Annotated in this window: 11 protein-coding genes; 5 read left to right on the forward strand and 6 right to left on the reverse strand. The window is 72.2% G+C overall.

The window, feature by feature from the left end:
- The first annotated feature begins 55 nt into the window (after positions 1 to 55).
- Together ACSSS0_RS06370 and ACSSS0_RS06375 are read left to right on the forward strand one after the other, a co-directional pair.
- A complete protein-coding gene (locus ACSSS0_RS06370) occupies positions 56 to 556 on the forward strand; it encodes a SigE family RNA polymerase sigma factor (RefSeq protein ID WP_487230454.1) in 501 nt (166 codons plus the stop codon).
- A complete protein-coding gene (locus ACSSS0_RS06375; RefSeq protein WP_487230455.1) occupies positions 553 to 1881 on the forward strand; it encodes a hypothetical protein in 1329 nt (442 codons plus the stop codon). Before ACSSS0_RS06370 ends, ACSSS0_RS06375 begins: the two co-directional genes overlap by 4 nt.
- A 230-nt stretch (positions 1882 to 2111) precedes the next feature.
- On the opposite strand, the gene ACSSS0_RS06380 is transcribed toward ACSSS0_RS06375, so the two are convergent.
- Positions 2112 to 2852, reverse strand: coding sequence for a Crp/Fnr family transcriptional regulator (locus ACSSS0_RS06380; RefSeq protein ID WP_487230456.1), 741 nt, complete (start codon positions 2850 to 2852; stop codon positions 2112 to 2114).
- 120 nt (positions 2853 to 2972) lie between these two features.
- Here ACSSS0_RS06380 and ACSSS0_RS06385 point away from each other — a divergent pair, with 120 nt between their 5' ends.
- The gene (locus tag ACSSS0_RS06385; RefSeq protein ID WP_487230457.1) at positions 2973 to 3170 is read left to right on the forward strand and encodes a hypothetical protein; all 198 of its coding nucleotides are present in this window, start codon (positions 2973 to 2975) and stop codon (positions 3168 to 3170) included.
- Positions 3171 to 3174: 4 nt separating this feature from the next.
- Here the strand turns inward: ACSSS0_RS06385 and ACSSS0_RS06390 are convergent, their stop codons facing one another.
- The 5 genes from ACSSS0_RS06390 to ACSSS0_RS06410 all read right to left on the reverse strand — a co-directional run bounded on the left by ACSSS0_RS06390 (position 3175) and on the right by ACSSS0_RS06410 (position 10749).
- Positions 3175 to 4821: a peptide ligase PGM1-related protein gene (locus tag ACSSS0_RS06390; RefSeq protein ID WP_487230458.1), complete on the reverse strand. Its 1647-nt coding sequence runs from the start codon at positions 4819 to 4821 to the stop codon at positions 3175 to 3177.
- Complete coding sequence (locus ACSSS0_RS06395) at positions 4818 to 5978, reverse strand: adenylate/guanylate cyclase domain-containing protein (protein WP_487230459.1); 1161 nt, start codon at positions 5976 to 5978, stop codon at positions 4818 to 4820. Before ACSSS0_RS06395 ends, ACSSS0_RS06390 begins: the two co-directional genes overlap by 4 nt.
- Positions 5975 to 6367, reverse strand: coding sequence for a response regulator (locus tag ACSSS0_RS06400; protein ID WP_435984793.1), 393 nt, complete (start codon positions 6365 to 6367; stop codon positions 5975 to 5977). Before ACSSS0_RS06400 ends, ACSSS0_RS06395 begins: the two co-directional genes overlap by 4 nt.
- Positions 6364 to 9033, reverse strand: a complete 2670-nt coding sequence (locus ACSSS0_RS06405) for a GAF domain-containing protein (RefSeq protein WP_487230460.1) — start codon at positions 9031 to 9033, stop codon at positions 6364 to 6366. Before ACSSS0_RS06405 ends, ACSSS0_RS06400 begins: the two co-directional genes overlap by 4 nt.
- Before the next feature lie 120 nt (positions 9034 to 9153).
- On the reverse strand, positions 9154 to 10749 hold the full coding sequence (locus tag ACSSS0_RS06410; RefSeq protein ID WP_487230461.1) for an amidase family protein: 1596 nt from the start codon (positions 10747 to 10749) through the stop codon (positions 9154 to 9156).
- A gap of 141 nt (positions 10750 to 10890) precedes the next feature.
- On the opposite strand from ACSSS0_RS06410, the gene ACSSS0_RS06415 reads away from it, so the two are divergent.
- Together ACSSS0_RS06415 and ACSSS0_RS06420 are read left to right on the forward strand one after the other, a co-directional pair.
- Positions 10891 to 11640 (forward strand): MIP/aquaporin family protein, encoded by a 750-nt coding sequence (locus tag ACSSS0_RS06415; RefSeq protein ID WP_487230462.1) that lies wholly within the window; start codon positions 10891 to 10893, stop codon positions 11638 to 11640.
- A gap of 55 nt (positions 11641 to 11695) precedes the next feature.
- The gene (locus tag ACSSS0_RS06420; protein WP_487230463.1) at positions 11696 to 13951 is read left to right on the forward strand and encodes an MMPL family transporter; all 2256 of its coding nucleotides are present in this window, start codon (positions 11696 to 11698) and stop codon (positions 13949 to 13951) included.
- The last annotated feature ends 55 nt before the right edge of the window (positions 13952 to 14006 follow it).

Raw genomic sequence — 14006 nt, forward strand, 5'->3', positions numbered from 1 at the left:
CGGGTGACCCCACCGCGTTGAGGGTGCGTCCGGCCACTCCAGACAGGGGACGTCAGTGGGCAACACCGAGCGCGAGGTCGACTTCTCGGCCTACGTGCGGGCGCGGCAGACGTCGCTCGCACGCTTCGCGTACCTGCTCACCGGGGACCCGCACAGCGCCGAGGACCTCGTCCAGTCGTCGCTGGCCAAGGTCTACGCCAAGTGGGACCACATCAGCACGGTCGAGTCGCCCGACGCCTACGTGCGCAAGGTCATGGTCAACGAGCACATGACGTGGTGGCGCCGCGCCTGGCGCCACCGGGAGCGCACCGACAGCGAGCTGATCCGCGTCATGGACCCGGCGGCCGCGCCGGCTACCGCGCACGACTCCGAGCTGTGGGCGCACGTCCGCTCGCTCGCGCCGCAGCAGCGGGCCGCCGTCGTCCTGCGCTACTACGAGGACCTCACGGAGGCCCAGACGGCGGAGATCCTCGGGGTCTCCGTCGGCACCGTCAAGAGCCACACGAGCCGAGCGATCAGCTCGCTGCGCAGCCGCATGAAGGAGATCACGTCGTGACGACGCCAGACCAGGAGAACGAGCTCCACGCCCTGCTCCGACAGCACGCCGACGGCGTCGAGGTGTCCGGGGACTTCGCTCCCGGCGCCATCGCGCGCCGCCGCCGTGACCAGCGCACCCGGGCCGTGCTCGGCGCCGCGGCAGCCGTCGCCGTCATCGCTGTGGCCGTGCCGACCGGGTGGTCGGCCGGCCGCGGCACGGCGCCGGTCCCTGCCCTCACGACCTCGACCAGCTCGGTCCCGTCGCCGAGCAGCTCGGTGCCGACCGAGGGGGTGCCGTCCACGACGACCGCCCCCGCCCCCTCGGACACGACGGCTCCCCCGACCGCCGGCACACCGAACGCCCCGGAGACGGTGCGGTCGAGCGCGACGCGCGACACGGCATACGCCGTCGACGACACGATCCGCTTCGGCGACACCGTGGTCCAGCTCGAGAAAGGGACCGTCGTCGAGAGCCTCGCCGTGCTGTCCAACGGGGGGTTCGTGCTCCAGTCGCACCTGTCGACCGGCTCTTCGCAGAGCGAGATGGAGATCCTGTCCCCGACGGGACGCACCGTGCGCAGCCTCGGCGCCTCCGGCATGTACGTCGTCTCCCCCGACGGGTCTCGCGTCCTGGCGAAGGGCGGCAGCGAGGACACCGTGGTGGTCTACACCGCAGCGGGTGGTGTGGTCGCGAGGCTCCGGGACCCGGTGAGCGACGGCACCACTCCGGCCGTGGTCCGGCAGGTCGCCGCGGTCGTCGGCGACCGGGCCTACCTCGACGCGGGAGCCACCAGCGGGTCCGTCGAGTGGAACGTCGCCACCGGCGAGACCCGCACGCTGCCCGCGCACGTCGTGGCCGTCTCCCCGGACCGCACGCGGGCCGCTCTCCAGTGGTTCGTCGCGACCGACGCGATGGACGAGGCGTGCTGGGCCGTCGTCGACCTGACGAAGCCGTCGTTCCCCAGGACCGTCGAGCGGTGCGGTGCCGGCGAGAACCCCGCCATGTTCATGCCGACCGCCTTCTCGAGCCGGGGCACCTACCTCGTCGGCTCGCACTACGTCGACGGCGGCTTCTGGTTCAGCGCCGGCGTGGTCCGCGTCAGCGACGGCACGACCGTGCTCGGCGGCACCGGCGACCGCGTCGTCTCGGGCTGGACGTGGCACCTCGACGACGACGAGTCGACCTTCCGCATCTCGCGCAACACCTCCCAGCCGCTGTCGCCGGCCACCCGGAACACGCTCCAGCAGTGCTCGATCGCGCTCTCCTGCAACGACGTCGGGGCCGAGCTCCCGACACGCGACGCGGGCGGGTCCACCGACCCGCGCTACACCGTCCCGCGCTGACCGGCCGTCGCGCCGACCCACCACCGACGTATGCCGTCCGCCCACCCGGGCGGGCGGCATACGTGCTCGCGGTCAGGAGGTCCGCGCAGGTGCACACCGGCAACTCACGGGTGCGTCCACGCAGCTCGTCGACGCGTCTCCGCCGACCGATGCCAGGACTGAACGGCTCGGCGGACCCGCCCCCTCCGACCCGGAGCGGGCGGGTCGCACGCGTCCCCGGTCGTATGCCGTCAGGCGGGCCCGCTCTCGCCGGTCGCCGACCGGCGCAGGGCCGCCGGGTCCACGACCGTGACGCGCCCACGGTCGAGGGCGACGACACCACCCGACTCGAGACGCCGCAGGACACGGTTGGCCGTCGGTCGGGTCACCCCGGCGAGCTCGGCCAGCTCGGACTGGTTGAGGTGCACCGTCACCGGCGAACGCGACTGTGCGGCAACGGCATACACCCCGCACAGGGACACGAGACTGCGTAGGACTCGAAGCTCGGCCGGTGTGTGCAGGGCCTCCATGAGCGCGTCGGTGAGGCGGTTGACCCGGGCTGCGAGCAACCGCACGAGGAGACGACGGACCTCGGGGTGCCGGTCACAGAGCCGCTCGAAGTCCGCGAAGGACAGGGACAGGGTCACGGTCGGCTCCACCGCCTCGATCGTCGCCGTCCGCCGGCCGGCCCGCACGATCATCGCGAGCTCGCCGAAGGCCTGTCCCGGACCCATGACGGCATAGGCCAGCCGGTCCCCCTGCTCCGACGACCGACGCGCGACGACACGTCCCTCGACGACGAAGTGCACGGTGTCGGCGGCGTCACCCTCGTGGAAGACCACCTCGCCCGCGTCATAGGTGTGCCGGTGCATCGTCGCGACGACCGCGCGGCGCTCTGCCGGCGCGAGCTCGGACAGCAGCCCGAGGTCGGGGGTCACGGCCCGCACGCCGTCCGCGCCGGGTGCCGACGGGCACGCTCCGGGTGTCGCCACGCGCACAGACACCTGCCCGCTTCAGCGGCACCGTCGTGGGTGACGACACCAGAACGTGACCGCACGGCGACATCCGCAGGACGAGGGGCAGCGAACCCCTCACCGAGGGAAGGCACTTCCATGACGACGACGACGGCACAAAGACGGGTCCACCCCGACCTGGCGCACCACCACCCACGGGTGACGCGGCTGCCCCGTGGCGGGTGGACGTGGGAGTGCGACTGCGGCGGCGCCTCGGCCCGCTCCGTCGTGGCCCGGCTGACGTGGCACCAGGCGTTCGTCGGTGCCCTCATCCACTCGGCCTCGATCGCTCCCTGAACGCTCACCGCAGACCCTCGCCGAGGCGCCCCCGCAGGGGCACGGGGAGCGGCGCCAGCGACGCACGCGCCTCGGCGAGCAACGCCGACTCCGCCCGGTCGAACACATCCTGGGCGGAGTCTGGCGTGTCCCCGATGGCGGTCAGGCCGACGCGGCCGCACTCGGTGATCGAGCTGATCATGTGGAAGACGACACCCACCTGTCGAGACTGGTCGAAGTGCAGGCCGGCGCACGCCACGAGGTCGAAGAGGTCGTCGACGCGTAGCCCTCGGAGCGACTCGTCCTCGAGGTGGTCGGTCGCCACGAGGTGGCGCTCTGCCCCGGACGGGGTGCGGAAGCAGCCCTCCTCGTGGACGTACGAACCGTCCGTCAGGAACTGCAGGGTGAGGAACGGGTGCGTCGTGCCGCCCTTGCGCAGGTTGATCTCGATGGCGTGAGCCTCCCACCGGTCACCGTGGCGCACGACGACGAAGTCGAGGGCGAAGCGACCCATGACACCCTTCTCGGCCAGGACGCGACCGACCGCCTCCGCCTCCCGCGTGATCGCCAGCGCGTACGCGGGGTCGGCCGGGAAGCGCGCGCCGAGGTACATCTGCCCCGTGGGCCCGCCGAGGACCTGGTCGTGCGTCGACAGGATCTCGAGCTCCCCGAGGGGGGTGACCCTCAGCTGCACGCTGGGGCTGCGCACCTCGTCACCGACGACACGTTCCTCGACGATGCCGCCGCGCTCGGCGAGCCGGCGCAGGTAGGCCTCGATCTCGATCCTCGAGTCCTCGAGCTGCATCGCCCCGACCCGCTCAGTGACGGCAGCGCGGAGTGTCGCTGCACCACCACCGTCATCCGGGTCTTTCTGTCCCACAGGCAGGCCCGCAAGGTCGACGAGGGCGTTCCCCGAGCCCGACACGCCTTCGTTCAGCTTGACCATCGCCCACTGCGCGTCGGGCCGCGACGCGTGCAGCTCGAGCACGGCATCGACGACGTCGTCGACCGAGTGAAGGTCCTCGGCACCGAAGGGATGCTCGACGCCTGCCTCGGCGAAGACCCTGCGGCAGCCGGTCTTGGTACCGAGCGGGTAGAGGCGCGGGTCTGCGGCATACATCGGGATGCCGAGCAGCAGGGAGAGGTCACGCTCACGGGTCGTGCTCGTGTAGGGGATGAGGTGCGAGCGGGCGGCGTCGGGCACGAGTGATGCGATGCGCGCGACGACGCGCGGGCGGTCCAGGAGCTTGTCGATGAGCGGCCTCGGCGACGAGTCGCCCACGGACACGAGCTGGAGTCGGGCACGGGCGTGACTCGGGATCACGCCGGGCAGCAGCGACAGGTAGTACTCGATGATCTTCTCGCTGATCGGCATCGAGCTGACGTAGACCATCCGCAGACGCGGCTGACGCAGGAGCAGCAGGAGGAACAGGAGCCGCTCCTCCAGCGCCTGGTTCATCGCCCCGGCCGACGGCGCGAGCCCGTCGGCGCTCATCGAGGGCACGACCACCACCGACTCCCGCGGGTCGTTCTGCCCCCACAGGCGATAGACCTCGGGAAGGTGCTGCTGGAGGTCGTCGAACAGGCGACCCCGCGCCTTCTCGTCGAGGCCGGCGAGGCCGGCCGCGGACATCGGGGCGGGGACGGCGGGGACCTGTGTCGGCGGGTTCATGGGACGTCCTCCTGGTCGACGGTGCCGATGACCTCGTGGACCTCGAGGGGCCGCGAGATGCCGCGCAGCTCCACCGGCCCGAGCGAGCGCGTCTCGAAGCGCTCGTCGAGCCCGGCGCGCACGCGGGGGCTGATGAGGATCTGCCGGGCAGCGGCGGCCGCGCAGAGGCGGGCCGCGACGTTGGTGACCGTGCCGATGGCCGCGTAGTCCCAGCGACCCTCGAAGCCGACGCGACCCAGCGTCGCGTAGCCCTGCGCGATGCCGACCCCGAAGCCGAGGTGGTGCCCCTGCCGCGACCACCCGGAGGCGAGGTCGTCGACGCGGTCGCGCATGTCGAGCGCCATCCGCACGGCCCGCTCGGGGGCGTCGGGGCAGGGCGGGGGGTCGTTGAAGAACACCATGAGCCCGTCGCCGGCGAAGTGCTCCAGCGTGCCCTCGTAGGCGAAGACGAGCTCTCCGAGCACGCCGTGGTACTCGCGCAGCACCGACATCGTCTCCTCGGGCTCGGCGGTCTCGGCGAAGGCGGTGAAGCCCCGGAGGTCGGTGAAGACGGTCGTGATGTCGCGGCGGTGGCTCTCGAGGAAGGACTCGTCGCCGGACTCAACGATGAGTCCCGCGATCTGCGGCGACAGGAACCGGCGCAGCCGGCCCAGCCGGTCGAGGTCGTCCACCTGCTCGGCGACCCGCGACTCGAGCTCGGCGTTCCAGCGCTCGAGCGCGACGGTCTGCTCGAGCACCGTGTCGTGCAGGCGCTTGACCCGCGCCAGCGACCGCACCCGCGCCATGAGCTCGGCCTGGTCGAACGGCTTGGTGATGAAGTCGTCGGCGCCGACCTCGAGGGCCCGAAGCCGCTGCTGGGTCCCGCTCGCCGTGACCATGACGACCGGGAGCATCGCGGTGCGGGGGTCCGCCTTGATGCGCGCACACGTCTCGTAGCCGTCCATGACGGGCATGAGCACGTCGAGCAGGACGACGTCGACCTCGCACTCGGCGAGCGCCCGGAGCGCAGCGGGCCCCGACGACTCCGAGCGCACGACGAAGCCCCGGGGCTCGAGGACGGCGTGCATGAGCTTGCGGTTCTGCTCGAGGTCGTCGACGACGAGGACCCGCACGCCCGTGAGCGGCAGGACCATCGCGTCGTCGTGGACCGAGGTCACGGGTCCCGAGCCTCGCGTCGGGGCAGGTGGCGGCGCACCTGCGCCGGGAACTCACGGACGCTGATCGGCTTCTCGAGGTAGCCCGCGAACCCCGAGACGAGGGCCCGCTCGCGGTCGCGGTGCATCGCGAACGCCGTCAGGGCGACGACCGGGATGTGCGCCGTCGGTTCGTGGTCACGGATCAGCTCGAGCGCGGCGAAGCCGTCGATGCCGGGCAGCTGAAGGTCCATGAGGATGACGTCCGGCAGGCTCGTCCTCGCCTGCTCGACCGCCTCCTCACCGCTGGTGGCCACGACGACGCAGAAGCCGGCATACTCCAGCACGTCCCGCGCCAGCTTGAGGTTGCGCGGGTTGTCCTCGACGATGAGCACGACCGGCAGTTCGTTCACGGACCCTCCCCCTCCCGCACGTGCTCGGCCGCGACCGTCGCGAGACGCCGCGCGAGCCCCGGGAGGTCGATGCCGGCCTTCTCCGCGACGAACGCGATGCGCCCCTCGAGCCGCGAGCGGTCCTGTGGCGTCAGCGACTTCGCGGTCAGCACGACGATGGGCGGCCCGTCGGAGTCGCGGTGCGGCCGCAGCTCGTCGATGACGGCGAAGCCGTCCACGTGGGGCATGAGCAGGTCGATGACGACGACGGACGGTTCGACCGCCCGCACGAGGTCCGCCGCCTGCTGGCCGCCGGCGCACGTGTGCACCTCCCAGCCGAGCGGCTCGAGGGTGCTGCGCACGAGCTTGAGCGCGAGGGGGTCGTCGTCGACGACGACGACGCGCAGCCGGGGGCTCTGCTCGTCCGCGCGTGGCGGTGGCAGGAGCCGGGTCACGGCCGCCAGGAGGTGCTCGCCGCTCACGGGCTTCACGAGGTACTCCGTGGCCCCGAGGGCGAAGCCGCGACCGCGCTCCGGCTCGACGCTGACGACGACCACGGGCACGTCGGCCGTGGCCGGGTCGCTCTTGAGCTCGGTGAGGACCTCCCAGCCGTCCATCCCCGGCAGGTGGATGTCGAGGACGACCGCCACCGGGTCCTGGGCCCGCACGAGGTCGAGTCCCTGCTCGCCCGTCGACGCACCGACGGCCCGGAGCCCGGCCGCGCGCAGGTGCAGCTCGACGAGCTCGGCCGAGCGGGGGTCGTCCTCGATGACGACGACGGTCGGGCCGTCGGCGGGGCCCTCGTCGAGCATCCACACGTCGCCGCCGGCCGAGCGGTCGGCGTCGGGCTGCGGGACCGAGATCCCGAAGGTGCTCCCCTCACCAGGGGTGCTCGTGAGCCAGAGCCGCCCGCCGTGCAGTTCGACGATGCGGCGGCTCAGGGTGAGCCCGAGGCCCGTGCCCTCGCTCGACGACGCCGACCGCTCGCCCTGCTGGAACGAGTCGAAGATGCGCTCCTGGTCCTCGGGCGCGATCCCGATGCCCGTGTCGGTGACGGTGACGTCGACGTCTTCGCCGTCGCGCCAGGCCCGGACGACGATGCTGCCGCCGTCCGGCGTGAACTTCACGGCGTTGCTCAGCAGGTTGAGCAGCACCTGCTTGAGCCGCAGCTCGTCGGCCGTGACGAGGCCGAGCCCGTCGGCCGCCTCCAGCGTCAGGCGTATGCCGTGCAGCGCGGCGCGCTCGCGCACGAGCGAGAGTGCCTGGACGAGGATGTCGTCGATGGGGAAGGTCGTGAGGTCGAGCTCCATGCGCCCGGCCTCGATCTTCGACAGGTCGAGGATGTCGCCGAGGAGGGCGAGCAGGTGGCGGCCGGCGGAGTGGATGTCCTCGAGGTAGTCCTCCTGCCGCTCGTTGAGGTCACCGAACATCCGCTCGAGGAGCACCTCGGAGAAGCCGATGACGGCGTTGAGCGGTGTCCGCAGCTCGTGCGACATGCTCGCGAGGAACTCCGACTTGTGGCGGCTGGCCTCCGCGAGGGCGACGCTCTGCCGCTCGAGCTGCTGGTAGAGGCGGGCGTTGGTCAGCGCGACGGCCGACTGGCTCGCGAAGGCCGCGAGCAGCTCGCACGTCTCCTCGCTGAACGCCCCGGTCGACTTGCGTCGCACGACGAGCGCGCCGACGACCCGGTCGGGGCGCACGAGCGGGATGGCCACGAGCGAGCGCCAGCCCGACCCGCGGAGCACGGCGAGGTGCGGGTCGAGGGGCTCGGGCTCCGCGTCGAGGTCGGGGATCTGGAGCACCTCGCGGCTGCGCGCGGCCCGGCCCACCCACGTGCGGTCGATGTGGATCTCCGCGCTCCTCAGCGCGCCGATGACGTCCTCGCTCGTGCCGTAGGCCGTACGCACCCGGAAGAGCCCGGTCGCCTCGTCGAACTCCATGAGCGACCCGCCGTCGGTGTCCGACAGCTCGACGGCGTGGCTGACGATCGTCGTCAGCACCTCGTCCGCGACGAGCGTCGAGCTGATCGCCTCCCCCACCTCGGCGAGGGCCTCGAGCTGGTCGACCTTGCGGGCGAGCTCGGCCGACCGGCTCTCGAGCGCGGAGAAGAGCTCGACGTGCCGGAGCGCGAGCGCCGCCTGCTCGGCGAACGTCGACAGGAGCTCCTCGGCGGACCGGTCGAAGGGCGCGACCTTCGTGCGCCAGACGTTGAGGGCCCCGACGACCTGGTCACCGACCACCATCGGCGCGCCCATCATCGTCCGGTAGCCGCCGACCCGCTGGAAGTCGGTGCGGCGGTAGTCGGGGTCCGCGAGGACGTCCTCGATCTGGTGCACCCTCCGGTCGATGGTGACCCGTCCGACCAGCGTCGCCCGGTCGCGGGTGATCGGGTGCTGCGAGACGAAGTCGACGAACTCCGGCGTCAGCCCGCTCGACCGCGCGAGCACGTAGGAGTCGCCCTGCACGAGGTAGATCTGCGCCACCTGCGCGCCGAGGAGCCTCCGGGCGCTGTCGACGACCGCGTCGAAGACCTCGTCACGACTGGCCGCGCCACCGGTCGTCGAGGCGGTGAGCACCTTGAGGATGTCGCTCGTCGCCCGCAGCTGCTCCTGCGTCGTCGCCAGCCGGTCGGCGAGCTCCTGGGCGTCCTCGACCGGCACGCCGCCCGCCTCTTCGAACCCGCTCATGCGAGTCCCCCATCGCGCTGTGAGTCCCTGTGGTCCCCCACACGAGTGTCCTCCCCGAACCCGCGGCGCACCATCGAAATCGGGAGCCCGGCACCCGGCACCCCGGGTCGCCGTGCCGGTCTAGCGGCGGCCGGCTCCGATGGGCGCACGGCGCAGGCGGGTGACGCGCTCGAAGGCATAGGCCATCGCCAGCAGCCGTCCGTCCTCTCCGATGCGGCCGATGAAGGTGGCGCCGACAGGCATCCTGTTGCTTCGCATCCCGGCGGGCACGGTCACCGCTGGGAAGCCCGCCGTGGCGTAGACCGCGGAGTGCCGGTTCGACAGGCTCACGAGCATCTCCGTACGCGTGCCGTCGAAGGTCTCGGCGAGGATGGCGGCGGCCCGGTCGCGGTAGGCGCGCGCGGCCTCGGCGTGCGCGTCGGCGTCCCCGCCCCGGAGGACGGCGAGGTCGAGGAAGGCCTGGCCGGACGGCATACGCCGTCGGGGGTCGGCGAGGTTCCAGGCAGCGAGGTCGGCTGCCGTCGTGACGCGTGGCCGGTCGCCGTCCGCCGCCGACGTGGCTGCCGTGGCGGCTGCCGTGGCAGCCGCGAGGTAGGGCAGCGTCTCGTGGCGCAGGCCGCCGAGCACGACCTCCACGAAGCCCTTCTCGTACTCGTCGAGCGAGTCGGCGCGCAGGCCGAGCAGGACGTCGGCTGCGCTCGCCCCGGCGCGGGTCAGGCCCTCGACGACGCGCGCGAGCACGGTGGCGTTCTCCGAGGTGTCCTCGAAGGGTGACGTCTGGGAGAGGACGTCGGCCCTGAGGACACCGACGCGCACTCCTTCGAGCGCGTCGTCGGAGAGGTCGGTGGGCACCGGGTGCTTCGCGATGACCTCGAGCACGGCCGCGGCGTCGGCGACCGAGCGGGCGACGGGGCCGGCCGAGTCCTGGGTGTGCACGAGGGGCACGATGCCGTCGGTCGCGACGACACCGCGGCTCGGCTTCATCGCCACGACCCCGCTGAACGCAGCCGGGGCGACGAGCGAGCCGGACGTCTCCGTGCCGATGCTGGCGACGCAGAGTCCGGCCGCGACCCCGATCGCCGACCCGCTGCTCGAACCAGCCGGGGAGAACTGCGCCCCAAAGGGATTCACGGACTGTCCACCCACAGCGCTGAAGCCTGCCTTCGACGAGAGCGCGCCCGCGAGCTCGGACAGGTTGGCCTTGCCGAGGATGACGGCGCCCGCGTCGCGGAGCCGCACCACGAGAGGTGCGTCGTGGTCGGCCTGGTGGTCGGCGAGCAGCGCGGAGCCCGCCGTCGTGTGCAGGGGCGGCGCGGTCTCGACGTTGTCCTTGAGGGTCAGGGGTATGCCGCACAGGGAGGACGTCACCGCACCCGACCGGCGCTGCTCGTCGGCCGATGCGGCCTCGACGAGCGCGTGCGGGTTGAGCTCCACGAGCGAGCGGAGCGTCTCGTCCTGCGCGCGAATCCGACTGAGGCACAGAAGGGTCAGGTCGGTGGACGACAGCCGCCCGGAGTCCATGAGCCGGCCGAGCTGGACGATCGACGCGTCGTGGACGAGCGCGCCCACGCGTTCGGCACGGTCCCCGTCGAAGCCACGGAGGGCGTCCTCGAACGGGGACAGGTCCAGCGGGCGCAGCCGTGGTGAGGACGCCGCGCGGCGCCTGACCCGCAGGCCCGTCAGCGTCGACCGGGCCACCAGCAGGTATCGGTTCACGCCGCCCATGATGTCGGGTCGCCGCACGGCCGCACAGCGAAACGACGCACAGATGACGGTGCGCGAGACCACCTCACCCCTGCTCTGAGCATGAGCGCCTTGGGGGGTGGGGCCCGCTCGCCCTGCCACGGAAGGACTCTCATGCCCGACTCCAGCACCGTTGCCGGCCCGACTCCCGACCTCACGCGCAAAGCCGTGGCCGAGGGCGTCGGGACGTTCATCCTCGTCTTCTTCGCCGTCGGCGCCGCCGTCGTCGGCCTCGAGACGATGAGCAGGCTCGCCGTCGCCCTCGCCTTCGGCTTCGTCCTGCTCGCCCTCGCCTACGCCGTCGGCGCCGTCTCGGGCTGCCACGTCAACCCGGCCGTGACCCTCGGTGTCCTCATGCGCAAGGGCATCACGACGACCGAGGCGATCTGCTACTGGATCGCCCAGCTCGTCGGTGCCATCCTCGGCGCGGCCCTGCTCAAGCTCATGGTCTCGAGCTTCGGCGGCGTCAAGGACGAGACCGGCGCCCTCGGGACCAACAACCGGGGCACGACGATCACGGCGGGTGGCACCTTCGTGCTCGAGGTGGTCCTCACCTTCCTGCTCGTCTTCGTCGTCCTCCTCGTGACCAGCCGGGCCGCGGCCCCGGGCTTCGCCGGGCTCGCGATCGGCCTCGTGCTCACCGTGATCCACATCGTCGGCATCCCGCTCGACGGCACCTCGGTCAACCCGGCACGGTCGATCGGCCCGGCCCTGCTCTACGGCGGCGAGCCGCTCGCCCATGTGTGGATGTTCATCGTGGCGCCGCTCGTCGGCGGCGCGATCGCAGCTTTGGCCGCACCGTTCTTCGAGACGGCCACCTCGAAGACCGACACGGACCCGACGGGCGCCGACGTCCCGGCCTGACCCGGCTTTGCCGACTGTCCAACGTTGAGACGCGCGCCTGCCCCATGATGAGTCCATGAGCGACGCATCCGGGGGCAGGCGCGGGTCGAGCAGGCCGAAGGGTCGCGCCGCCGTACGGTGGGTCGCCGCCCTCGCCGTGCTGGCCTGGCTCGCGATCGGAGGTGTCGGCGGGCCCCTCGTGGGGCGGCTCTCCGAGGTCGCGACCAACGACAACGCGAACTTCCTCCCCCCGTCGGCGGAGTCGACGTCGGTGAGCAAGCTCGTGGGTCGCACGACCGACACCCAGACGCTGCCCTACCTCGTCGTCGTCGAGCGCACGGGCGGCCTGACCCCTGCCGACCTCGCGGCCGTCCAGCGCTACGTCGACGCCATCCCCGGGCTCACGCTCGCCGAGGGTCGCACGGTGGGCGAGTTCCTCCAGGCGCCGCCGACCGCCGCCATCCCCAGCCAGGACAAGCAGGCCGTGCTCATCCCCGTGGCCTTCCTCGCCGACCAGGCGGAGGTCACCGTCGCCGGTGACACCGCGTTGTATGCCGTCGCGCAGGCCCTGCGGGAGTCCGCGGCGTCGACGTTGGGCGCGTCCGGCCTGACGGTGCACGTCACGGGGGCCGGCGGCTTCTTCGCCGACTTCATCATCGCCTTCAGCGGCATCGACGGCATCCTGCTGCTCGTCGCGCTCGGCGTCGTCTTCGTCATCCTGCTCATCGTCTACCGCAGCCCGATCCTGCCCTTCGCCGTGCTCATCACGGCGATGTTCGGCCTCTCCCTGGCGGCCCTCGTCGTCTTCCCGCTCGCCAAGAACGGCTCGATCAGCCTGAGCGGCCAGAGCCAGGGCATCCTCTCGATCCTCGTCGTCGGCGCCGCCACCGACTACGCCCTGCTCCTCGTCGCGCGCTTCAAGGAGGAGCTGCACGACGAGGAGTCGACGTGGACGGCGATGAAGATCGCGTGGCGGGCCTCCCTCGAGCCGATCGCGGCGAGCGCCGCCACCGTCGTGCTCGGCCTGCTGTGCCTGCGCCTCTCGGACCTCGGCAGCACCAAGGGCCTCGGGCCCGTCGGGGCGCTGGGCATCGTCGGCGCCTTCGTCGCGTCGCTGACCTTCCTGCCCGCCGTGCTGCTCCTCATCGGCCGGCGAATCTTCTGGCCGCAGGTGCCCCGCGTCGACCACGTGCACGGGGCGGACGCCGTCGGCACCCGGGGCATCTGGGGACGCGTGGCGGGCCTCGTCGGACTCCACCCGAGGCGCGTGTGGGTGGTCACGTTCCTCGCCCTCGCGACCTGCGCGGCGTTCCTGCCGACGCTCAACGCCCGCGGCATCGCCCAGTCCGACCTCTTCCTCACCCAGGTCGACTCCGTCACCGGGCAGGAGGTGCTGGCGCGCCACTTCCCCGCGGGGTCGGGCTCACCGGTGCAGATCGCGGCCCCGGAGGCCAAGGCCGACGCCGTGGTCCAGGTGCTCGAGTCGACGGACGGCGTGAGCAGCCCGCAGGTGGGCCTCGTCCCCGGCCAGCCGCCCAAGGTCGTCGACGGCAAGGTCGTCGTGCAGGCCACGCTCGACGCCGCCGCCGACAGCGTGGAGGCGGAGGACACCATCGAGACGCTCCGGTCCTCCCTCGACCAAGTGGGCGCCGACGTCCTCGTCGGTGGGACCACGGCGACGAACCTCGACGTCCGCCTCGCCAGCGAGCGCGACCTCAAGGTCATCATCCCGACGATCCTCGGCGTCATCTTCATCGTGCTCATGCTGCTGCTGCGCTCGATCGTGGCCCCGCTCGTCCTCGTCGCCGCGAACGTCCTGTCCTTCGCCGCGACGATGGGCGTCTCCGCCATCGCGTTCAACCACGTGTTCGACTTCCCGGGCTCCGACCCGTCGACACCGCTCTACGGCTTCGTCTTCCTCGTCGCCCTCGGGATCGACTACTCGATCTTCCTCATGACGCGCGTCCGCGAGGAGTCCAAGAGCCGGGGCACCCGACCCGGCATCCTCGTGGGGCTCGCTGTGACGGGCGGGGTCATCACGAGTGCCGGGATCGTGCTCGCGTCGACCTTCTCGGCGCTCGCGGTGCTCCCGATCCTCTTCCTCGTGCAGATCGCCTTCATCGTCGCCTTCGGCGTCCTGCTCGACACGCTCGTCGTGCGCAGCCTGCTCGTCCCGGCCGTCTCCTACGACCTCGGCGACCGGATCTGGTGGCCGGTCGGCCTGCGCCGACCCAGGACGCCCGGCCCGGCGGAGGGGGACCACGAGGTGGACGGCGAGGCGTCTCCCACGCCGCGGGCCGGCGCGGCCTCGGAACCGTCCGTAGAGCGATGACCGTGGGCCCGACCGGGCGGACAGGACGCGCCCGCCGGCCGCCGGGTTTCCCCGC

This window comes from Terrabacter sp. R4-6 (assembly GCF_057529065.1).

What these genes read in the sequence shown, in the direction of transcription:
- ACSSS0_RS06420 (WP_487230463.1), top strand. Translation starts at nt 11,696, where the DNA reads ATGAGCGACGCATCCGGGGGCAGGCGCGGGTCGAGCAGGCCGAAGGGT.
- ACSSS0_RS06415 (WP_487230462.1), top strand. Translation starts at nt 10,891, where the DNA reads ATGCCCGACTCCAGCACCGTTGCCGGCCCGACTCCCGACCTCACGCGC.
- ACSSS0_RS06385 (WP_487230457.1), top strand. Translation starts at nt 2,973, where the DNA reads ATGACGACGACGACGGCACAAAGACGGGTCCACCCCGACCTGGCGCAC.
- ACSSS0_RS06405 (WP_487230460.1), bottom strand. Translation starts at nt 9,033, where the DNA reads ATGAGCGGGTTCGAAGAGGCGGGCGGCGTGCCGGTCGAGGACGCCCAG.
- ACSSS0_RS06390 (WP_487230458.1), bottom strand. Translation starts at nt 4,821, where the DNA reads ATGAACCCGCCGACACAGGTCCCCGCCGTCCCCGCCCCGATGTCCGCG.